Origin of the sequence: Priestia sp. YIM B13551 (assembly GCF_042787905.1) — a bacterium.
Classification (GTDB): domain Bacteria; phylum Bacillota; class Bacilli; order Bacillales; family Bacillaceae_H; genus Priestia.
The window spans coordinates 285,303-306,447 of the sequence record NZ_JBHZOX010000005.1 but is presented as its reverse complement, the minus strand read 5'-3'; the positions used below and the strand labels follow the sequence as shown (position 1 = coordinate 306,447).

Sequence of the window (21,145 nt, the reverse complement as noted above, 5' to 3'; positions counted from 1 at the left end):
AATGTACGTGCACAGCTAAAAAAATAGACTATACTATGTAGATAGAAAGAGAGATATTACATATGTATGTGAAACATTGAGCATATATCTCGAATTGTTATGCTCAATGTTTCACAATGTAAGTAAAAGATGCTCAGAAATAAGCAAAGTATCTATGAAATGATGAATGTTCTTATATATGAAAGGAGAAAGAAGATGGATACAGTTATACTATCACGTATTCAATTTGCATCAACGACGCTGTTTCATTTTATCTTTGTACCGCTATCTATCGGTCTTGTCTTTTTAGTAGCGATCATGGAAACGATGTACGTAGTAAAAAAAGATGAACAGTATAAAAAGATGGCAAAGTTTTGGGGGCACTTATTCCTGATTAACTTTGCTGTCGGAGTCGTAACAGGTATTTTACAAGAATTTCAGTTTGGCATGAACTGGTCAGAGTACTCACGGTTTGTAGGAGATGTATTCGGTGCGCCGCTTGCTATTGAAGCACTGCTCGCGTTTTTTATGGAGTCCACTTTCCTCGGACTGTGGATTTTCGGGTGGGATCGTTTGCCTAAATGGCTGCACTGTCTATGTATTTGGCTTGTTAGTCTAGGTACTATTTTTTCAGCGTTCTTTATTTTAACGGCTAATTCTTTTATGCAGCATCCGGTTGGAATGGAGCTGAATAATGGACGTTTAGAAATGAATGACTTCTTTAAATTGTTAACAAACGGTCAGCTGTGGGTTGAATTCCCTCATACCATTTTAGGTTCGTTTGCAACAGGCGCCTTTTTTATCACGGGTGTCAGTGCCATTATGCTCTTGAAGAAAAAACATGTGGCTTTTGCCAAAAAATCATTTCAAGTTGCCATTATTGTAGGGTTAGTTTCAGGTGTAGGAATTGCGTTATCTGGTCATGAACAGGCTGGATACTTAGTTAAAACACAGCCGATGAAAATGGCCGCAAGTGAAGGATTATGGGAAAACAGCGGGAGTCCAGGCGCTTGGACGGTAACAGCAAATATTCACCCCGATGAAAAGAAAAATACGAGTGAAATCAAAATACCTTATTTATTAAGCTTCTTATCATACGGGAAATTTTCAGGTTCCGTTCCTGGGATGAACGAGCTGCAGGAGCAGTACACGGCGAAATATGGAGCAGGAAATTATATTCCACCCGTTCGGACAACATTTTGGAGTTTCCGCATTATGGCTGGTCTAGGTGGGGTATTATGTGCATTAGGTATTTGGGGCACGTACTTGCTTTCTCGTAAAAAACTTCAAGAAAGCAAACTATTTTTACGTATTATGACGATTGCCATTGCCTTTCCGTTCCTTGGAAGCTCAGCAGGTTGGATTATGACAGAGATTGGCCGTCAGCCTTGGGTTGTATTTGGCTATATGAAAACGGAAGATGCCGTGTCTCCTGGTGTAACAGCAGGTGAATTGCTGTTTTCTATTATCTCGTTTTCGTTCTTTTATTTAATTTTAGCTGTGATTATGGTGTTCTTGTTCGTTAAAGAAATTAAAAAAGGTCCAGATCACGATCACGAAGCACATACAAAAGTAGTATCAACTGATCCGTTTACAAAGGAGGGATACAATGTTTTCTCTTAATGAATTCTGGTATTTACTAGTATCCATTCTGTTTGTTGGTTTTATCTTTTTAGAAGGCTTTGATTTTGGGATTGGCATGGTGTCTCGTTTTTTAGGAAGAAACGACTTAGAGCGACGAGCTTTTATTAATACAATTGGTCCTTTTTGGGATGCAAATGAAGTTTGGCTAATTTCAGCAATCGGTGCTATGTTTGCCGCTTTTCCAAACTGGTATGCAACGCTATTAAGCGGGTCATATGTTCTTTTTGTTCTTCTTTTGCTTTCGCTTATTGGCCGCGGTGTAGCATTTGAATTTCGAGGGAAAGTTGAAAAACAAGCGTGGAAAAATGCATGGGATTGGGTTATCTTCTTTGGAAGTCTTTTTCCACCGCTCATTTTTGGTATCTTATTTTCAGCGCTAATGAAAGGACTGCCTGTTGAGCGCAACATGCAAATGAATGCCGGCTTTTCCGATATTGTTAATCTATATACCATCACAGGCGGCGTTACGTTAACAATGCTTTGCTTATGGCACGGACTTATTTTTGCGACGATCCGTACGATGGACGATATTAGAGATCGTTCACGGAAAGTCGCTATGAAGCTTTTGCCTATAAATGCCTTATTACTTCTTATCTTTTCAGGCATGACGTTTTTTGAAACAGATTTATTCAGTAATCATAGCCGCTTGATGCTATATACATTTTTCATCGGTATTTTCGTGTATTTACTAGCAGGATTTTTCCTTACACGTAAAAAAGACGGATGGGCATTTGCTATGTCTGGCTTAATTTTGATTTTATCAATTTCCTCTATATTTGCAGGATTGTTTCCAACCGTTTTGGTTAGTTCAATCAATGAAAGCTATAGTTTAACGATTCATAATGCAGCATCAGGGAATTATTCCTTAAAGATTATGTCTTACGCTGCTATTGCGTTACTGCCTTTTGTGTTAGGTTATCAAATTTGGAGCTACTACGTTTTCAGAAAGCGTGTAGATCATAAGGAGCATATGGAGTATTAATGGGTAGAAATTTAATGGTTTACAACGGAATAAAAATGGTTCTTGCCATGTTAATAGGGCTTATTACTATTCAAAGTGTAGCCATTATTTTTCAAGCTAAGTGGCTCGCCGAAGTAATTACCGCTCTTTTTCATGGTGAAAGTTTAACTTCGCAGACAAAAGCAATCGGATTGTTTTTGTCTGCCTTTATGGTTCGTCAGATCATAGGTTTTATAGTGAAAAAAACGTCATATCAATTTGGAGTCAAAACGACTCAGGAACTGCGTTTGATAGTCATGAAAAGCATTTTTGCATTAGGACCGCGTTTTACCAAAGATGAAGGAACAGGAAACTTGGTGACGCTCATCACCACAGGCCTACAGAAGCTTCGCGCTTATCTCGAGCTGTTTTTGCCTAAACTGGCCGCCATTAGCGTTACACCTTGGCTAGTGCTTGCTTTCGTTTGGTATCATGATCGGCTTTCAGGCATTATTTTACTTGTGACCATGCCAATTTTAATTTTATTTATGATTTTGCTCGGACTGGCTGCACAAAAAAAAATAGATAGCCAATGGGAGACATATCACGTGTTGTCGAACCACTTTGTAGATTCGCTTCGAGGGTTAGAAACTTTAACATTTCTCGGGAAAAGTAAGGAGCATGCTGAAACGATTGAAAGAGTCAGTGACCGTTATCGAAAAGCGACAATGGGAACGCTCCGAATTGCTTTTTTATCTACGTTTGCTTTAGATTTCTTTACGATGTTATCTGTAGCCATCGTAGCTGTTATGCTTGGTTTGCGGCTGGTGAATGGTTCGATGACATTAGAGCCTGCACTTATGATTTTATTGCTGGCGCCTGAATACTTCCTGCCGATACGAGAAGTAGGAAATGATTACCATGCAACATTAGACGGAAAAGAATCCGGAGATGCATTACTTAAGATTGTGAAGCAGGCTGAAAAAACGCCGACTAAAAAAGAAGATGTTCCTAGTTGGACTGAAAGCAGTGAACTTCAATTAAGGCATATCACCGTCAAATATGACGAAGAGCATCCACCTTCTCTTGAAGATGTGTCACTGCATGTTAAAGGAATGAAGAAAATTGGAATCATCGGAAAAAGCGGCGCTGGAAAATCGACGCTTATTGATATACTAAGCGGCTTTGTGCAATCTACAGAAGGCTCTGCTGAAGTAAACGGCGTGCCAATTGATTTACGCTCAGATGCTTGGCAAAAGCAGATTACGTATATCCCTCAGCATCCATTTATTTTTAATGGAACAGTAAAAGAAAATATTGAATTTTATCAAGATAGAGGCGGCTCATATGATTATGAAGATGCTTTAACGAAAGCAGGGCTTTTATCTATGATTCAACAGATGTCTGAGAAGGAAAATGAAATGATCGGAGATGGAGGACGGCAGCTTAGCGGCGGCCAAGCTCAAAGAATTGCTCTAGCAAGGGCATTTCTAAGCGACCGCCCTATTATTATGCTTGATGAACCAACGGCACAAGTCGATATTGAAACGGAATATGAATTAAAGCAAGATATTTTAACGATGTTCCAAGAGAAGTTATTTATTTTAGCTACACACCGTCTGCATTGGATGAAAGACATGGATCTCATTGTTGTAATAGAGGACGGAAAAGTTGCAGAAATCGGTAATCATCAAGAACTGATTCGAAAAAAAGGAGCTTACTATCAATTTTTACATGAAGAGGAGGAGATATGATGAAATATAAAAGTTGGATATGGCCCTACTTTAAAACATATAAATATCGTATCTTTTCTATTTTATTACTAAGCATGTTAACGATTGGTTCTGCTTGCGCGTTAATGTTCACGTCAGGTTATTTGATTTCAGCTTCTTCCTTACGGCCAGAAACGATTTTATTGGTGTATGTTCCAATTGTACTTGTGCGTACATTTGGTTTAAGCCGAGCCGCTTTCCGTTATGCGGAGCGTCTTGTCAGTCACGATTTTATTCTTCGTATTTTAGCTAAAATGCGTACACGTCTTTATCATTTGATTGAACCGTTAATTGCTACATCTCGCTATCAAACAGGAGATGTTTTAGGAGTTCTCGCGGAAGATATTGAAAGTTTACAAGACTTATTCTTGCGTACCATTCTTCCAACAATTTCAGCTGTTATTTTATACGTTATTTCGATTGTAGCTTTAGGATTCTTTAGCCTAAAGTTTGCATGTTTGATTGCCATCTATTTATTTTTATTAGTAGTAGTGATGCCGCTTTTTTCCCTTTGGCATATGAAGGCAGCCAATCAGCGATATAAATCAAGCAAAGCACAGTTATATGCCAAGGTCACAGACGGCTTTTTAGGAGTGGCTGATTGGGTGTTAAGCGGTCAGCAGCAGTCATTTTTTCATTCGTATAACAAAACAGAAAATGAGTTAGACGGCATGGATCGTAAGCTTAAACTATGGACGTATTATCGAGAATTGTTTGGACAACTTGTTGTAGCAGGTTTAATTGTCACAATGATTTGGTTTGGGGCTTCTCTTTTTGCAGATAAAGAGCTTGCAGGTGTGTTTATTGCTGCTTTTATTTTAGTAGTATTTCCTTTATCTGAAGCGCTGCTGCCAGTATCTAATGCAGTAGAAAAGATTCCTCAGTTTGAAGAATCATTAAATAGAGTACAGGCAATGGAAAAGAACTGGGAAGATGTGAACGAAAAGAAAAAACATACTCTTTCTCTACCTTATAAAGGTTCATGGAATTCGGTTAGATTAAAAGTTGAGCATGTAAGCTTTCGCTATAGTAATGAGGAGGAGTCAGTAATTCATGATCTTTCATTTCAAGTCGAGCAAGGGAAAAAAATTGCGATTCTTGGCAAGAGTGGAGCTGGAAAATCGACTCTATTAAAGTTGCTGCAAGGCTCCTTAGTACCTACAGAAGGTACAGTTCAGCTAAACGGTCAGTCTGTTGCTGAAGTTCGTGAAGATGTACCAAAACTCATCTCGGTATTAAATCAAAATCCTTATTTATTTAATACAAGCGTAGCCAACAATTTATTACTAGCTAATGAAGAGGCCACAAAAGAAGAAGTAATTGAGGCCATGAAGCAAGTGAATATGCACTCCCTTGTGGAAGGTTTGCACCAAGGATATCAAACGCCGATGCTCGAAACAGGTCAGCGCTTCTCGGGAGGAGAACGTCAGCGGATTGCGTTAGCACGTGTTCTGCTTCAGCATACGCCAATTGTTATGCTAGATGAGCCAACTGCAGGGTTGGATGCTATCACTGAAAAGCGTCTGTTATCCACTATCTTTGAAACTCTTCAAGACAAAACCCTAATTTGGGTTACGCATAATTTAGTTGGGATGGAAAAAATGGATGAAATCTTATTTTTGCAAGATGGTAAGATAGCCATTCGAGGAACGCATGACGAATTACTTGCGACGAACAGTCACTATCAAAAGCTATATGAATTGGATCATCCGGCAAAAAGCCTTTAGCAGAAGCTAAAGGCTTTTTATTATTTGATAATAAAGTGAAATTCGACAAACACGAGTAAAATATGTGTCGAATGAAAGAAAGAAAGCAGCTTGGATTCAAAGAAAAGAGTATGCGTTTAGCATTTTTGAAAAAGTGGTAAAACAAGGTAGTGTTTGTTTCTTCCTGTATAACATCGGTTTATTTTAGGGAAAATATATACACATTATGCGAACGAGAGAAGGAAGATACAATGGAACCTATGCTTATACATATCACGCTCGTAGTGGGACTAGGAGTTCTATCTCAGTGGCTGGCTTGGAGATTTAAGTTACCAGCAATTGTCGTGATGTCAATTATCGGACTACTAACAGGCCCTATTTTAGGTTTAATTGATCCTAAAGCACAATTTGCTCAGCTTTTTGATCCTTTTGTATCGATTGCTGTAGCTGTTATTTTATTTGAAGGCAGCTTGAATTTAGACATGAGAGAGGTAAGGGGAATCGAAAAGCCCGTGTTTCGCATTGTGACGCTCGGAGCCATGCTAGCTTGGGTTTTAGGCTCTTTAGCTGCTCATTATATAGCGGATTTATCATGGGCGGTGGCAATTGTTATCGGAGGGCTTTTTATTGTGACGGGTCCAACCGTGATTTTACCTCTTTTACGACAAGCTAAATTAAAACCAAAACCAGCAGCGATTTTAAAATGGGAAGGTATTATTGTTGATCCATTTGGTGCACTGCTGGCCGTTTTTTCGTTTGAAATTGTTCAATTTTTAGTGCTGAGAGAAGTGAGTGGAAAAACAATTCTCTTTTTCTTTGCAGCCTCTATTATTGCTGTTTTAATAGGGTGGCTTCTTGGCCGCGGAATAGGATGGATGTTTCAAAAGGGTCATATTCCAGAGTATTTAAAATCTCCGGTCGTATTTATTGTCGTTATTGCCTGCTTTACGGTAGCTGATGAAATTAAGCATGAAACAGGTCTTCTAGCAGTAACAGCGATGGGGATTACGCTTGCTAATATGCATATTTCATCTATTAGTGATATGCGACATTTTAAAGAAAACATTTCGGTTCTATTGACTTCTACTATTTTTATCATGTTAACGGCTGGACTGACGATGAAGACCATTACTGAAATTTTTCATTGGAATATTATTTTGTTTGTTTTACTTATGCTGTTTATTGTCAGACCTGTCTCCATCTTTTTATCAACGGTAGGGACAGATTTATCTATAAAAGAAAAAATACTGATTGGCTGGATTGCCCCGCGCGGAATTGTAGCGTTAACGGTCTCGAGCTACTTTGCGAAAGTACTAATTGATGAAGGATTTAAAGATGCTTCCATCCTAACAACTCTGACATTTGCTTTAGTGTTTGCTACGGTTTGTGCACACGGTTTTTCCCTTTCATGGCTAGCTAAGAAGCTTGATTTATCAATTGGAGAAGAACCTGGTATTTTGCTTGTAGGAAGCAATGATTTTACGGTTGCCTTTGCTTCCAAGTTAAAACAGCTGGGCTATCCAGTATTAGTTGCTGATTCTTCGTGGGAGCGTTTAAGAGTTGCGCGCAGAGCGGAAGTAGATGTGTATCACGGAGAAGTTCTAGCTGAGCAAACGGAATATCATCTAGATTTAACTCCTTATGAATACGTGATTGCTGCAACTGAGTTAGATGCATATAATGCGCTTGTTTGTACTGCTTTTCTTCAAGATATGGGGCGGAACAATGTTTTTCAATTGAGCATTCGTGAACAAGAAGATCCAAGAGAAGACGTCGATGAAATTATGCACACAGTAAGAGGACGCATGCTCTTTAAGAAAGGAATTACGTGGGAGTTTCTGCATCATAAAATGGAGCACGGATATACGATTTACAATACAAAAATTACGGATAAATATACGTATGAAACATATCTTGAGGAGAAAAGCGATGATTCTCTTTTACTAGCAGTGAGCAAGCAAGGAAAGGCATTGAGTTTTTTTGCTCATGATCAAGAAATAAACGTTAATGCGGGTGATACGGTATTAAGCCTTCAGCCATTAAAAAGATAAAAAAACAGGCCTTCAATGGCCTGTTTTTTATGCTTGTTTTTGTTTAAAATGAATGACGAACAGATAAGCAGCAGCTGCTGCAAAATAGATGGTAACGGCTGGTGCGGTGAAGACATGCCCAGCTACAAAAGCAATTCCAAGAGCTAATACAATTGCTGTACTATACATCATAAAGCTTTCATCCAGAAGCTGTGATGGGTCTTTAAGTAATCGAACCAACACGGTTAAACCAACTACTAGAAGTGGAAGAACCCATAGTAAAAATCCGATGATACCTAAAGAGAAAAACAAATCATAAAAATCCATTTCAATCATCTTTGGCGGAAGCTGCTTGGTATAGTCACCAGAAAAGCCCATACCTATCATTTTTCGTGCAATAGGTGCTTTTGCATACTCTTCCTTATGATGAGCTAAAAATTGCTCACGGCTGCTTAGAATCAGATTTTGAATATCTTTGTCATCTAAATTTGATTCCTTTTGTTTTTTCTTTTTAGCAGGCTTTTCTTTTTCTTTCTTTTCCGGCTTTTCTTTCTCTGTTTTCTCTTTTTTAGCTTCTAACATATCGATGTGCGTATATGTGTTTTTATAAGCTGGAGAAATCGGAGTAGTTGCTCCGGTTACAATTAAAAGCAGAATTGAGATTACTAAGTTGGCTTTAATTAAGCTGCGTTTATTCGTAAATAATTTTGCAAATAAGATAACTGTTGCTACAACTAAAGAAAGAATAACGGCACCTAAGCCTACTTTCGTTCCAAGCATGATGGATGAAACGGCTAATAAGATAAAAGGAATCCAGTAATAAGCTTTTGAAAACGAACGTACTTTATCTAAAGCTAAAAGCAGTGTCAGAGGAAGCAAAATAGCAATGGTTGCCCCTAGCTCATTCGCTGCATAAAACCAGCCTTTGAATCCGATTTTATTATACTGATAACTCTCTAGTGCTGTACCTGTTAGCATTGTACCGATAAAAACAATACTGATGATGAGTGAAGCAGTCAATAAGTTTTTGCTCAGTATTCTTTTTACATCCACAGACGATCGATAATGTGAAAACATCACAATCATTCCAAGTAAGGTAACGTTCATATAAACAACCTTATTGAAAAATTTAATTTCTTGCCCAATATAATAAGGATCTTTCCATTGATGATTTAAGTAGATATTGAGTCCAAGAAAGAGTGCAAAAGCAATAAGGTAGATAATCGAATATCTAGCCCATTTTGACTGTTTGGCAAACACTAAAAGTAGGACACCTGCAAAAATCATATATAGAAAGCGAATAACAACCCCAATTGAGAGACCACTATCCATGTTCAAAACCATGTACGTCGTTAGCATATCAATAATTGGCTGAATTGAAATAAAACCAACGAACAGAAAAAATAACCAGTATGTGTTCTTCATATAGTACTCTCCTGTTTTACGTGAATTAACGTTTTCTTTTAACTAAAAGCATAACACCTTCTACTCTGCATAATAGCGTCGACATTAAGTATACTAAACCACCTGCAATACAGACAATACCAAATCGTAAGATAACATGTAATGAATTCAAAAATGCGATGTCCTTTAAGAAGAACATGACGATAGCAACAGGTACGGAAGCTAAAAGAATTTTTCCTGTTTCTTTCACTAGATATCCGTAATGGAAGTGATTGATTTGTTTTGCCAGCATAACGAATACGATGGCCGTGTAGAAAAAGGCAACCACTGACATGGAAAGTGCTAATCCTTGGTATCCCATAAATTTAGTGAAAATCATGTTAAAGATGATATTTAACACAATGGATAATAAGCCTGCTCTCATAATAAGATAACCTTTTTGAAGAGAATAAAATCCTTTTGCAAGAACAGCTTGCAGCGAATAGAAAAACACCGAACCTAGGTAATAATAAGATACATCCGTTGTTTTTAACGTTGAATGTGCGTCAAATGCACCGCGCTGATAAGCAATCATTACAATGTCTTTCATATAAAAGATCATAATAACAATCGTCGGAATTAGCAGCATCAGCATAAACGTAATCCCTTTTTCAATTCCTGATTTAAAGCGTTCTTCATCTTTTTCAGAAATGGCTCTTGCAATCAGCGGATAAATAATGGTTGCGACCGTAACCCCGAATATTGCCTGGGGAATACTTACAAGTCTGAAGGCGTAATTTAAGTATGAAATAACACCTTCACCAAAGGAGCCAGCAAAGAAGAAGTTTACAGTTAAATTAATTTGACCGACCATAATGGTCACACCAACAGGGATGAATACTTTATAAAAAGCCACCACTTCATCACGGTCAATTTTTTGCTTCCATAACAGCAGATGCTGCGGTTTAAAATAGACAACTTTAATTAAGAAAGAAGCAATTGTTCCTATAAAATAGCCAAGAGCAATTGCATAGCCGCCCATAATTGAATGTAATAGGATTGTACTTAAAATCGTAAATAGTACGACAACCGTTTGAGAAAACACGGAGAAAGAATATTGACTTCGTGCATCAAATACACCTTCGTATACGGCATTCACTCCAACTAGTGAAAGAGATAGGAAGTACATAACGCCCGTATAAATTCCTAGTTCAATTGCTGCTTTGGAAAAATTAGAATACGAAGCGGGAAAGTAAAAGAAAGCGGCAATTGATCCGAGAACCGAAATAATGAAACAAATAAGAAAGGTTGATTTAACAATATTAGTCAAATGAACCTTTCCTTTATTTTCTTTTTCATAACGTAAATAACTAGGAATAAACGCATCCTTCATCCCCGTTAACATAAATAAAATAAAAGCGTTTGGAATGATCATTGCTGCGTTGTATGAATCGACGATATAACTTGTACCGAAATAGTTAGCAATAACTAAATCACGAATCATACTAGAAAATTTTAAAAATAATGTTGATATGAGCAGTAAAATGCTCGCGAATTTTAAGTTTTTCATGCGAAACTCCTACCTTTTCAAGTTATCTCATCAACTATTAGCAATAAAGAAGCATCCGACAATTAGAAGAATACAGCCGATAACTTGTTTTGTTGTAACTTTTTCTTTAATTAGAAAGTAACCGAATGTTAATGTCCAAATATACGTAATAGACGTGAGCGGAAATACAATAGAATAAGGTAACAGCGTTAAAACATACACATTAAGCAGAGCTGCCGTCCCGTAAAAAAGGCCGCCACCCACAAAGCAAATAAGCGCTAGCTTTATCTTTTTTTCATTTAAATACGTAGAAATATACTTGAAAAAGACAGCTCCAACTGAACCTAAAAGGGTCATAATAATTAAAAGCGGGATACTATTCATCTTGGCCACCTACTAAAATTACACCTACGATAATAATAAGAGTACCGACCAGCTTCATAGGGCTAATAGTTTCATTTAATAGAAAGAAACCAAGAGCAATGCTGATTACGTATCCTAGGCTTAAAAATGGATGAAGTAAGGAAACTCTTTCAAATTTAAAAGCGGCAATCATAAAAACCGCTCCTAATCCATAAAGAAAAAAACCAATAATTAAATTTAAGTTAAATGAAGCTTCGGACAACTTCCAAAAAAGTTGTCCAACAGCTGTAAACAGGGAAGCCACGATAATGAGTGTGATTCCTAGCTTTTTGTTGTAATTGCTCTCCATCAGGAGGTCACATCCCTTTCTTTCTGATCAAATCGGACAAAAGGAAGACCAATAAAGAAGAAAGACACAAATACGCTTGCTAATAAATATCGAAAATCTTGAGCCGGCAATGCCGCAAGAACAGAAAGCGTGTTAAGAGCCCAAGGAATGACGATAATAAGTGACGTAATTCCTCTTCGAATCACTAGCATTAATGAAAATAATAAAATGACACAGTGATAAAAAGCTGGTTTCCATAAGAATGTAAAAACAGGGTGCTTAAAAATAGCTAAGTAAGCATTGGCAGTATGCGTAATAAACGGCTCGATTACTTTATTTTTAAGACCTAAATCATTGCCGTAATAAATGTTGGTTACATACGTATCTGTGTAGCCATCTTTAAAAGGATTGATTTGCCATACTAAAGCCGTTTGTTTGAGAAAGCCTTCCGTTGCTAGATAAGGATTTTTGATGACAATGCTAGCATAATTCTTAAAATAAAGACCTAGATCATTAAAAATAAACTCGCGGTCGTAGTATTTCCAAGTGAATTTAATAGGATCGCTTTTATATGGATTGTACTTTTCTTTCCACAATTCAATAGGAAGCACTTTATTAAAATATTCGCGCTCTTCTCTTGACATCTCCCCATCATTTGAAATGATGTTTGCGATTTGTTGAGTTGGGATAGACAAAGCTTCATTTGGATCCGAAGGCTGTACATCAAGCCAAGTGAACACAGGGCCTGTAACAATCTTTTGTAAAATAAAGACGACTAAGAAAATCGTGACAAGAGGTTTCCAATTTTTTCTGAATAAGACGATCATTAAAAGGAAAGTCAAAACAAATACAGGAAAACCATTATGTCTAAAGAAAGCTACTCCAAATGCGGAAAGTAAAAGTAAGAAAAAGCCTGCTTTACTTTTAATCCAAGCACCTTCTGATAAATAGATTTTTGCAATATTCACCGTAAAAAACAGCAGAAAAGCACTGTATAAAATATCTTTCCAAATAATAATTGAAAAGATTAAAAAGCTTGGAATAATGACAATAATAGCTGTTAAAAGTCCAATCATAACAGGGTGTGCTTTGCGTTTAATGAAAAAGTCAAACGTATAGGCGTATATGCTTACTACAACAACAATTTGCGTGAATGCTACAATTCCTGGGTTATCCCATATTTTTGTCAGCAGCATAATCAGCCACGTAATCATAATAGGATGCCAATCGTTAAATTCTCCGTTATGTGCCTGTCTCCACTGTGCTAATGAATCGGGAGTCATGGCCGCTGGGAAAAAGGCGAGCCAGTAATATAGACTAACAGCTAAAATAAGAATCGTAACAATTCCTAGGTAACGCTTTGGGTGTGCAAATTTATAGTGAAAATCGTTTATCTGTTTGATAGCGCTGAGTACAGCGGCCGTCAGCAGCATTGCCAATAAAGTACGGCTGATGGCATACAAAACGAGTGAAAAAATAGTTGAGCTCGTCATATGTAAGTTATCTAAAAGCGAAAACTGTACGATAAACGAAAAAACAATCAGCAATAGCCATTCTAGCGGTTTAAATGAAGCATAAGCTCTATTTTTATAAATAAAAATAGAGCTTATGATGGTAAATACAAGTGCAGCAAAAAGGGAAAGATATTGAACACCGTCTGGATTACCAATACTTAAACCGATAAGAATAATTAAAGCTGTTACTGTAAGCAGCAAAATACTTTTTTTATTCTTCATCATTGTTATTCTCCTACTTGTTCAATCTGTTCAATTTTTTTATTTAGTTCTAATTCATATTGCTTGCGATTTAATGAAGCGATTGTATCTAGAATTAATCCACAGACGAAAGATAAAACACCTAACACCATCAATCCAGTTGCTAAGATAGATGAAGGTACTTTGGTAATAAAGCCTGTATCAAAAAATTCATAAAGTACTGGAGCACCAACAGCTAATCCTGCGACAATAAATAACACTGTCCAAATGGAGAAGAACTGAAGCGGCTTGTACTCTTTAAATAACGTAAAAATCATTCGTAACACTTTAAATCCATCAGAGAACGTATTAAGTTTCGATTCGCTGCCTTCAGGTCGATCGCGATAATCGATCGCGATTTCTTTTAGGCGGAAGCGTTTATCTAACGCGTGAAGACTCATTTCTGTTTCAATTTCAAATCCCGGGCTCATCACAGGTATTGATTTTACAAATAATTTATCGTACGCACGATAACCTGTCATGATATCTTTAATGTTGCTTTTGTACAGGCCGTTAATTAAAGAACGTACTAAGTTGTTACCAAAATTATGGAAAGCACGTTTGTTTTCTTCGAGATACGTTCCGTTTGATAAACGATCTCCAATGACCATGTTAGCTTCTCGATTTCTAATAGGCTCAATTAATTGATGAACAAATTCTGCAGGATACGTATCATCCCCATCTACCATGACATAACAATCTGCATCAATTTCTTGAAACATCGAACGTACAACGTTTCCTTTTCCTTGCTTGAATTCTTTTTTGACGATTGCCCCGTGTTCAAGTGCAATTTCACTTGTGCGATCTTTTGAATTGTTATCGTACACATAAATATCTGCACTAGGCAGTTCGCGTTTGAAATCGTCAATTACTTTTCCAATTGTTACTTCCTCGTTATAACAAGGAATTAAAACTGCGACTTTCATTTTTCCACCTCATCAAAAAAAATTGTTGGGAGTTGTTCAGCAATTACATCTACTGTGTAGCGGTTTGCTGTTTGTAACGCCTGTTGAGACATTTGCTGTTTCACATCTTCAGGAAGATTAATAAAAGCCTGTAGCTGTGAAGCTAGTTCGTCTACATTTTTAGGCTCAAAGAATAGACCATTCTTTCCGTCTATAATGTAATCTTTTAGACCACCAATCTGACTCCCAATTACGGGTGCTCCGCAAGCCATAGCTTCGAGGCCGACTAAGCCCAAACTTTCTCCTTTTCTTACGGTCGGAAACACGAATGCTTCAATCGCATTATATACGTAAGCAAGAGAGGACTGAGGAAGGAGAGGGAAATGGATGACTTTTTCCTCTAGGCCCAGAGTCTTGATCATTTCCTTAAATGCAGCTTCGTCTTTTCCGCTTCCAACGTATAGGTATTTGTAAGAAGTGGGCATTTGTTGTTCAGCTTTTGCAATTGCTTGCAGGTAGTATTCCCATCCTTTACCCACATCAATGCGGCTTACACATCCAAGATAACGGATAGTAGGGTCCAAGTTTAGTTCTTGATAAGCTTTGCTTTTATCTGCATAAGGGTGAAACAGATCTTTATTCACTCCTCCGCTTGGAAAAATATAGATTGAGTTATGAACCTTATATTTCTCTTCAACGAGCCCTTTATAATAAGGAGAAGGAGTAATAATTTTAGTGGAATGTTGTAATAAGTCATTTACTCTAGGCTGATACTTTTCCTGTGAAGGTACTTCAGGTACAACGTCTGAACCATGCACGTTTGTCACAATCTTCACATTCTTCTTTAGCTTTTTAAGAATCAGCAGCGGAAGAGCATTATGAGATGCATAATGTACGTAAAGGTAGTCGTAGTTTTTTGTCAAGCCCGTCAAGACGACATTAGCATAATGAGAAGCATAGCTAAAAAGCTTGCTTAATTTGCTTGTCTTTTTTTGCATGACAATTTTATCAACTTGAATACCATGTTGAACTAAAATTTTTTCAGTGTTTTGAACAAATACACCATAGCTTGGGAATTGTTCCGAAGGATACATATTTGAAATCAACAAAATTTTCATGATTGTTTCACACCTATTTTTCTTTATTAGTTTATGATAATGACAACGGGTGTTCATTTAAATAGAGCTTACATGTATCATCTTACTATTAAGTTGAGCGATTTCATCGATAAACATGCAAAAATGGGTTGCATATCGCCAACATCACAATATTATAGCACACCTACTTTTTAAAATGCGAAAGTTTATCGGACACTTCTAAAACGATAGATAAAGCAGTAAAGAAGATGATTTTCACATCATCATAATCACACGAAAAAAAGCGAACGCTATTCGTTCGCTTTATGTCACTTATTTCACTTCAACGCTTACCCCAAAATGGTCGGAAACAACGGGATAATGTATGCCGTTAAAAACCACAGTTGATGACTGAATATCCTGCGCATGACTCGATAGAATTAGATCAAGGCGCAGTGCCCGTTCATTATCATCCCATCCAGCAATGTTACCTTTAACTGTAATACCGCTGTCTTTTTTGTTCGATAGAGTATACGTATCATAGAGGCCTTGGCTCAACAGGTAGTCGTAACCTTCATTTCGTCTATGAGCGTCATTATTAAAGTCTCCGAGTAGGAAAAATGGGTTATCTTTGTGTACATGAGCTAGCAGCGTATCAACTTGCTGCTTGAACGGCTCTTCCTCGTCATCCCACCAGCCAAGATGACAAGAATAAAACGTAAGGAGTTCTTTTTCATATTCGATTGTTGCTCCAACAATTCTTCTCGTTTTCCAATAGTCAATATTTGACGTTTGTGAAACAAAAAATGAATGCTCCTCAATAATCGGGTGTTTCGTTAAAATGGCAATTCCTTCTTCATACACTTCATAGCCTATATGAGATAAATCCCATACCAATTGATAGTCTTCACCTTGCTTACCCAGTTCTTTTGCTAAAAGCCAAGCGTAATTATCGCTACGAATGTAGTCATATACATAAGGTGCGTCTACTTTTTGGCTTACTTCCTGTAAAGCAATGACATCATATTTTTCTTTTTTAATTACTTCAGCTAGACAAGATAACTTGTCTAGCTGATTTTCCTCTTGCCAAGAGTGGCAATTTAACGTTAATAGCTTCATTATGTTAAGCTCCTAACAAATCTTGAATGTCGGATTTCAAAACATCCGCTTTAGGTCCATAAATAGCTTGTACCCCTTTATCTTTCAAGATTAAACCAAGGGCTCCGTTTTGTTTCCACTCACTTTCTCCTGCAACGGCATGTATATCTTTTACCGTTACACGTAAGCGAGTCATACAAGCATCAACGTCTTCAATATTGTTTTCTCCGCCAAGCAGTCCAATAATGACTGGGGCAAGCGAATCATTTTTCACCTGCTTGCTGCTTGTTGCAGTTGTTTCTTCATCGATATAGTTTCCGTTACGTCCCGGCGTTGGGAAGTTAAAACGTTTGATTAAGAAGTTTGCCACTCCAAAATTTAAGCCAAAGAATACAAGGCAGGCGATGACAAAGTTCATTAAGTCAGCCCATAGTCCGGCTTTGATAATCATTGGTGTACGTGTTAATAGTTCAATTACACCAAATGAGTGTACTCGAACATGAACAATATCAACAATGGCAAAAGCCAGTCCCGTCATAATGGCGTATACGACGTATAGAAGAGGTGCCGCGAACATGAACATAAATTCAATCGGTTCTGTTACGCCTGTTAAGAAAACAGCTAGTCCAGCTGAAAAGAACATTGAACGATATTTCGAACGTTTGTCAGGATCTACGTTACGATACATTGCTAAAGCGATTCCAATTAATGACGCACAAGATAAAATCATCTGTCCTACTTTAAATCGTGCAGGTGTAACGTCATGTAAGAGCTGTTTGTAGCTGTCCATATCTCCTGCAGCGCGGAAATTATTTAAATCTGCAATCCAAGCAAGCCATAAAGGGTCTTGACCAGCAACAGTGGAACCTGCTCCAGAACCCGTTAAAATTTTGTACGTACCACCTAGCTCCGTGTAGTTCATAGGAACTGTCAGCATATGATGAAGACCAAATGGAAGAAGCAGGCGCTCTAATGCTCCGAAAATAAATGGTGCTAGAATAGGAGCTGTGTCTCTAGATGTTGCAATCCACTGTCCGAAGCTGTTTAATGAACCTTGGATAAACGGCCATACAATGGATAAAAGCAGTGCCGTTACAACTGAACCACCGATGACCACAAATGGTACGAAGCGCTTACCGTTAAAAAACGAAAGGGCTTCAGGCAATTTATCATAGTTGTAATATTTATTGAATAAATTCGCGCCTAAAAACCCAGCGATAATTCCTACGAACACTCCCATGTTAAGAGCGGGAGATCCTAAAATAGATGTGAAGTAGTCTTTTACAACTAATTCTTGTCCAAACAGTGATTGAACCGTTGCTTTTGAATCTGAGAGCATTTCTGCTTTAACTCCGAAAATGGCTCCTGTAATTCGATTAATAAGAATGAATGCAATGAGTGCAGCAAATGCACCGCCAGCACGTTCTTTTGCCCAAGATCCCCCGATGGCAACAGCGAACAAGATGTGAAGATTTGTAATGATCCCCCAACCTATATCTTCCATCACGCGTGCAATTGTTTGTACAGCAGTGATGTCTCCCCCAGTCATTGCAACTAGCTTTCCAAGTGAAATCATAATACCAGCTGCGGGCATAACCGCTACTACTACTAATAAAGCCTTACCAAATTTCTGCCAAAAATCAAATGAAAAGAACTTTTTCATAGTTTTTCCCCTTCCCCTATGTATGGGTTTTCATTTTATTTTTTGATAAACTATATTTCCAAGATAGTGCAACCGTTTGCATAACCCTATTGTAATAAAAGGGCTTTCATAATGCAAGACTGTAATTTCTCTTTTTTTGAAAAATTTATTCATGAATCATAAATGATGAAAAAATTTTTATGATAAAGTGAACAATATCAACGGTATTTTAACATGATGGAATGTAATAAAAGCATTCAAATAATGGCATAAAGACAAGTACAGAGGAGGATAATATGAAAAAAGAAGAGCTAAAAGCGATTATTTTTGATTTAGACGGTGTTATTGCAGATACGGTACATTTATATTATAAAGCAAATAAAAAAGTAGCAGATCAACTTAACGTTTCATTTTCTGAAGAACTGAATCAGCAGCTGCAGGGAATCAGCCGAGTGAAAACTGTAGAGCTCATTGCTGCACAAGGCAACGTACGTCTCACAGTGGAAAAAAAAGAACAGCTTGCTGATGAAAAGAATAAGCATTATCAAGCATTAATAAAGGAAATGACAAAGAATCACTTACTTCCAGGAATACAATTGTTGTTAGAGGATTGTAAAAAACAAGGTATTAAAACGGCGATTGCTTCTTCTAGTTCAAATGCAAATACTGTAGTGGATGCGTTAGGAATACGTCCTTTTTTTGATTGCATTGTGGATGTGAGAAAAATAAAGAAGGGAAAACCAGATCCAGAAATATTTTTGACAGCTGCCGATCAATTAAAAGTAACACCCTATGCATGTGTGGCTATAGAAGATGGAGAGGCGGGTATAAAAGCTATTAATCAAACAGATATGGTTTCTATCGGCGTTGGTAAGCATCTGAAGGAAGAGGATATGAATTTTCACGTATATTCAACAGCTGATTTGCATTTAAAGACGATCAAAGAGGTTTTCGAAAAAGCAAGAAAAGGAACAGATTATAACAGAGCGTATACAAAAAATTAGTAAATCTTTTACATGCAAGTAGCAAAGCGCAAAAAAACATATGCTAGAATAAAATAAGAGAGCAAAGATACATAGGAAGGGGTACATCATGATTAAATGTATTGCGATCGATATGGATGGAACTTTAGTAAATAGTGAACAAGTTGTAAGTAAAGAAAATGCCCAAGCGATTAAGACAGCTCAAAAGGCAGGGGTGGAAGTTGTTATTGCTACGGGACGTTCTTATGAAGAGGCCCGTTATGTTTTAGAAGAAGCAGGACTTCATACATATTTAATTTGTGCAAACGGAGCAGAGCTTCGGAATCCACAAGGGGAAAAACAATATTCAGTAGGCATGACGATGGAATCTATTCGCGAAGTAGAAAATATTTTTAAGAAGTTTCAGTTGTACTTTGAAGTCTATACAAGTGAAGGTACGTATTCAAATGACTATGAAAAAGCTTTGTCGGTATTAATGGATATTTATTTAAGCGCTAGCTTAAAAGATAATTATGAAAAATCGTTAGAAGCGGCAAAAGAGCGTTTCAATAGCGGCAGAGTAAAGCTTATTGAAGAGTATGAAGCGTTGTTTCAAGATCCAAACAAGGACATTTATAAGCTGCTTGCTTTCTCTTTTGACGAAGAAAAGTTAGAGCAGGCAAAAATAGAACTTGTGAAGTTAGATTCGATTGCAGTCAGTGCATCTGGTAAAGAAAATATTGAAATAAATGATGAAAATGCTCAAAAAGGAATTGCAGTTACATCATTTGTTCAAGAGCGCCATATTTCTTTAGAAGAAACGATGGCCATTGGAGACAATTATAACGACGTATCGATGTTTCAGCGAGTTGGACGTGCTGTAGCGATGGGGAATGCCCCTCAAGAAATTAAAGAATTTGCCCATATCGTAACAGGAACAAATGACGAGCACGGCGTAGCTCAAGCTATTTTAAATGCGCTTGAAACAGTTAAACAATAAGCAAACTAAAAAGCATGCCTTTAGGCATGCTTTTTAGTTTGTTACTTTCTCCTTGTTACGACGGTATGCACCGTGGTTTGTTGGTCCAACATATTGATTTAAAGCAAACGAATGACGAATTGCTTCTGTAATAAATTCTTTTGCTGTATAAATAGCTTGTTTGACGTCACTGCCTTTTGCCAATTCAGCGGCAATCGCAGCTGAGTATGTGCATCCAGCACCGTGCGTAAATGTCGTTTCAATACGTTCAGACTCTAAGATCTCAAACGTCTTTCCATCATAAAGCAAATCGATTGCTTTTTCATGCGCCAATTTACTTCCGCCTTTAATCAATACATATTCGGCACCAAGGTCAAAAATTTTGACGGCTGCTTCTTTCATTTTATCCACCGTTTTGATAGGACCAAGTCCGCTTAATTGACTAGCTTCAAATAAGTTAGGCGTTACGACTGTTGCTTTTGGAACTAGTACATCACGCAAGCTGACAGTTGTTTCGGGGTGAAGCGCTTCGTCCTCTCCCTTACATACCATCACAGGATCTACTACGACATTTTTTAAACCATATTCTTCAATTGTTTTTGCGGCTAGCTCAATAATTTCCACTGAGCCAAGCATACCTGTTTTTAGAGCTTGTACGCCTACGCCTTTTACAATTGTTTTCAACTGCTGTTCAACAGTTGAAACTTCTTGTGGAAATACGTTATGAGACCAGCTGTTATCGGGATCCATTGTTACAATTGTTGTTAAAGCTGTCATTCCGTAAACACCCAGTTCTTGGAATGTTTTTAAATCTGCTTGAATGCCAGCTCCGCCGCTGCTGTCAGAACCCGCAATGGTTAATGCTTTATTCATTGTCATAAAAAATCCTCCCGTATTTTAAGTTCATAGAGAAAATAGAGTAAAACTTCCACCGGTCGGTTTTTAGCTGCCCAATGTGTTTTAGATAAATTTCTTCCATTCACTTTTCACTTTTTCTTTTATTTTATCGCTTTTAATGTAGATATTCAATTTCTA

17 protein-coding genes are annotated in these 21,145 nt (G+C 37.4%); 7 read left to right on the top strand and 10 right to left on the bottom strand.

Features of this window, described 5'->3' with window-relative positions; genetic code table 11:
* The first annotated feature begins 195 nt into the window (after positions 1 to 195).
* From ACFX4N_RS23210 to ACFX4N_RS23190, 5 genes are all read left to right on the top strand, one after another.
* Positions 196 to 1,602: a cytochrome ubiquinol oxidase subunit I gene (locus tag ACFX4N_RS23210; RefSeq protein ID WP_053487837.1), complete on the top strand. Its 1,407-nt coding sequence runs from the start codon at positions 196 to 198 to the stop codon at positions 1,600 to 1,602.
* On the top strand, positions 1,589 to 2,605 hold the full coding sequence (gene cydB, locus ACFX4N_RS23205) for a cytochrome d ubiquinol oxidase subunit II (RefSeq protein ID WP_043977563.1): 1,017 nt from the start codon (positions 1,589 to 1,591) through the stop codon (positions 2,603 to 2,605). The genes ACFX4N_RS23210 and cydB overlap by 14 nt, the downstream gene beginning before the upstream one ends.
* Positions 2,605 to 4,317, top strand: coding sequence for a thiol reductant ABC exporter subunit CydD (gene cydD, locus ACFX4N_RS23200; protein ID WP_029319458.1), 1,713 nt, complete (start codon positions 2,605 to 2,607; stop codon positions 4,315 to 4,317). Before cydB ends, cydD begins: the two co-directional genes overlap by 1 nt.
* Positions 4,317 to 6,062, top strand: coding sequence for a thiol reductant ABC exporter subunit CydC (gene cydC, locus ACFX4N_RS23195; protein WP_301264612.1), 1,746 nt, complete (start codon positions 4,317 to 4,319; stop codon positions 6,060 to 6,062). Before cydD ends, cydC begins: the two co-directional genes overlap by 1 nt.
* Positions 6,063 to 6,292: 230 nt before the next feature.
* Positions 6,293 to 8,092, top strand: coding sequence for a cation:proton antiporter (locus ACFX4N_RS23190; RefSeq protein ID WP_192100745.1), 1,800 nt, complete (start codon positions 6,293 to 6,295; stop codon positions 8,090 to 8,092).
* Between the two features lie 27 nt (positions 8,093 to 8,119).
* Here the strand turns inward: ACFX4N_RS23190 and ACFX4N_RS23185 are convergent, their stop codons facing one another.
* From ACFX4N_RS23185 to ACFX4N_RS23145, 9 genes are all read right to left on the bottom strand, one after another.
* Positions 8,120 to 9,496: an O-antigen ligase family protein gene (locus ACFX4N_RS23185; RefSeq protein WP_192100746.1), complete on the bottom strand. Its 1,377-nt coding sequence runs from the start codon at positions 9,494 to 9,496 to the stop codon at positions 8,120 to 8,122.
* Between the two features lie 25 nt (positions 9,497 to 9,521).
* The gene (gene murJ / locus ACFX4N_RS23180; protein WP_013059875.1) at positions 9,522 to 11,024 is read right to left on the bottom strand and encodes a murein biosynthesis integral membrane protein MurJ; all 1,503 of its coding nucleotides are present in this window, start codon (positions 11,022 to 11,024) and stop codon (positions 9,522 to 9,524) included.
* A gap of 30 nt (positions 11,025 to 11,054) precedes the next feature.
* A complete protein-coding gene (locus tag ACFX4N_RS23175) occupies positions 11,055 to 11,387 on the bottom strand; it encodes an EamA family transporter (protein WP_013059874.1) in 333 nt (110 codons plus the stop codon).
* Positions 11,380 to 11,715, bottom strand: coding sequence for an EamA family transporter (locus ACFX4N_RS23170; protein ID WP_013059873.1), 336 nt, complete (start codon positions 11,713 to 11,715; stop codon positions 11,380 to 11,382). Before ACFX4N_RS23170 ends, ACFX4N_RS23175 begins: the two co-directional genes overlap by 8 nt.
* A complete protein-coding gene (locus ACFX4N_RS23165) occupies positions 11,715 to 13,430 on the bottom strand; it encodes a DUF6020 family protein (RefSeq protein WP_244659746.1) in 1,716 nt (571 codons plus the stop codon). Before ACFX4N_RS23165 ends, ACFX4N_RS23170 begins: the two co-directional genes overlap by 1 nt.
* Before the next feature lie 5 nt (positions 13,431 to 13,435).
* Positions 13,436 to 14,374: a glycosyltransferase family 2 protein gene (locus tag ACFX4N_RS23160; protein ID WP_013059871.1), complete on the bottom strand. Its 939-nt coding sequence runs from the start codon at positions 14,372 to 14,374 to the stop codon at positions 13,436 to 13,438.
* On the bottom strand, positions 14,371 to 15,471 hold the full coding sequence (locus ACFX4N_RS23155; RefSeq protein ID WP_192100748.1) for a glycosyltransferase family 4 protein: 1,101 nt from the start codon (positions 15,469 to 15,471) through the stop codon (positions 14,371 to 14,373). The genes ACFX4N_RS23160 and ACFX4N_RS23155 overlap by 4 nt, the downstream gene beginning before the upstream one ends.
* Before the next feature lie 291 nt (positions 15,472 to 15,762).
* Positions 15,763 to 16,548 (bottom strand): endonuclease/exonuclease/phosphatase family protein, encoded by a 786-nt coding sequence (locus ACFX4N_RS23150; protein ID WP_013059869.1) that lies wholly within the window; start codon positions 16,546 to 16,548, stop codon positions 15,763 to 15,765.
* 4 nt (positions 16,549 to 16,552) lie between these two features.
* Positions 16,553 to 18,190 (bottom strand): PTS transporter subunit IIBC, encoded by a 1,638-nt coding sequence (locus tag ACFX4N_RS23145; protein WP_025752447.1) that lies wholly within the window; start codon positions 18,188 to 18,190, stop codon positions 16,553 to 16,555.
* Positions 18,191 to 18,465: 275 nt separating this feature from the next.
* Between ACFX4N_RS23145 and pgmB the strand changes: the two genes are divergently transcribed.
* A complete protein-coding gene (gene pgmB, locus ACFX4N_RS23140; RefSeq protein WP_057275265.1) occupies positions 18,466 to 19,173 on the top strand; it encodes a beta-phosphoglucomutase in 708 nt (235 codons plus the stop codon).
* A gap of 88 nt (positions 19,174 to 19,261) precedes the next feature.
* Complete coding sequence (locus ACFX4N_RS23135; protein ID WP_013059866.1) at positions 19,262 to 20,131, top strand: Cof-type HAD-IIB family hydrolase; 870 nt, start codon at positions 19,262 to 19,264, stop codon at positions 20,129 to 20,131.
* A 33-nt stretch (positions 20,132 to 20,164) separates the two neighbouring features.
* Here the strand turns inward: ACFX4N_RS23135 and pdxK are convergent, their stop codons facing one another.
* Entirely contained in the window at positions 20,165 to 20,989 is an 825-nt protein-coding gene (gene pdxK, locus ACFX4N_RS23130; protein ID WP_013085513.1) for a pyridoxine/pyridoxal/pyridoxamine kinase, read from the bottom strand.
* Positions 20,990 to 21,145: the final 156 nt, after the last annotated feature.

Coding starts and splice junctions, on each gene's coding strand:
- pgmB (WP_057275265.1), top strand. CDS start 18,466: ATGAAAAAAGAAGAGCTAAAAGCGATTATTTTTGATTTAGACGGTGTT.
- murJ (WP_013059875.1), bottom strand. CDS start 11,024: ATGAAAAACTTAAAATTCGCGAGCATTTTACTGCTCATATCAACATTA.
- cydB (WP_043977563.1), top strand. CDS start 1,589: ATGTTTTCTCTTAATGAATTCTGGTATTTACTAGTATCCATTCTGTTT.
- cydC (WP_301264612.1), top strand. CDS start 4,317: ATGAAATATAAAAGTTGGATATGGCCCTACTTTAAAACATATAAATAT.
- ACFX4N_RS23170 (WP_013059873.1), bottom strand. CDS start 11,715: ATGGAGAGCAATTACAACAAAAAGCTAGGAATCACACTCATTATCGTG.
- ACFX4N_RS23165 (WP_244659746.1), bottom strand. CDS start 13,430: ATGAAGAATAAAAAAAGTATTTTGCTGCTTACAGTAACAGCTTTAATT.
- ACFX4N_RS23185 (WP_192100746.1), bottom strand. CDS start 9,496: ATGAAGAACACATACTGGTTATTTTTTCTGTTCGTTGGTTTTATTTCA.
- ACFX4N_RS23160 (WP_013059871.1), bottom strand. CDS start 14,374: ATGAAAGTCGCAGTTTTAATTCCTTGTTATAACGAGGAAGTAACAATT.
- ACFX4N_RS23150 (WP_013059869.1), bottom strand. CDS start 16,548: ATGAAGCTATTAACGTTAAATTGCCACTCTTGGCAAGAGGAAAATCAG.
- ACFX4N_RS23190 (WP_192100745.1), top strand. CDS start 6,293: ATGGAACCTATGCTTATACATATCACGCTCGTAGTGGGACTAGGAGTT.
- ACFX4N_RS23155 (WP_192100748.1), bottom strand. CDS start 15,471: ATGAAAATTTTGTTGATTTCAAATATGTATCCTTCGGAACAATTCCCA.
- cydD (WP_029319458.1), top strand. CDS start 2,605: ATGGGTAGAAATTTAATGGTTTACAACGGAATAAAAATGGTTCTTGCC.
- ACFX4N_RS23135 (WP_013059866.1), top strand. CDS start 19,262: ATGATTAAATGTATTGCGATCGATATGGATGGAACTTTAGTAAATAGT.
- ACFX4N_RS23175 (WP_013059874.1), bottom strand. CDS start 11,387: ATGAATAGTATCCCGCTTTTAATTATTATGACCCTTTTAGGTTCAGTT.
- pdxK (WP_013085513.1), bottom strand. CDS start 20,989: ATGACAATGAATAAAGCATTAACCATTGCGGGTTCTGACAGCAGCGGC.
- ACFX4N_RS23145 (WP_025752447.1), bottom strand. CDS start 18,190: ATGAAAAAGTTCTTTTCATTTGATTTTTGGCAGAAATTTGGTAAGGCT.
- ACFX4N_RS23210 (WP_053487837.1), top strand. CDS start 196: ATGGATACAGTTATACTATCACGTATTCAATTTGCATCAACGACGCTG.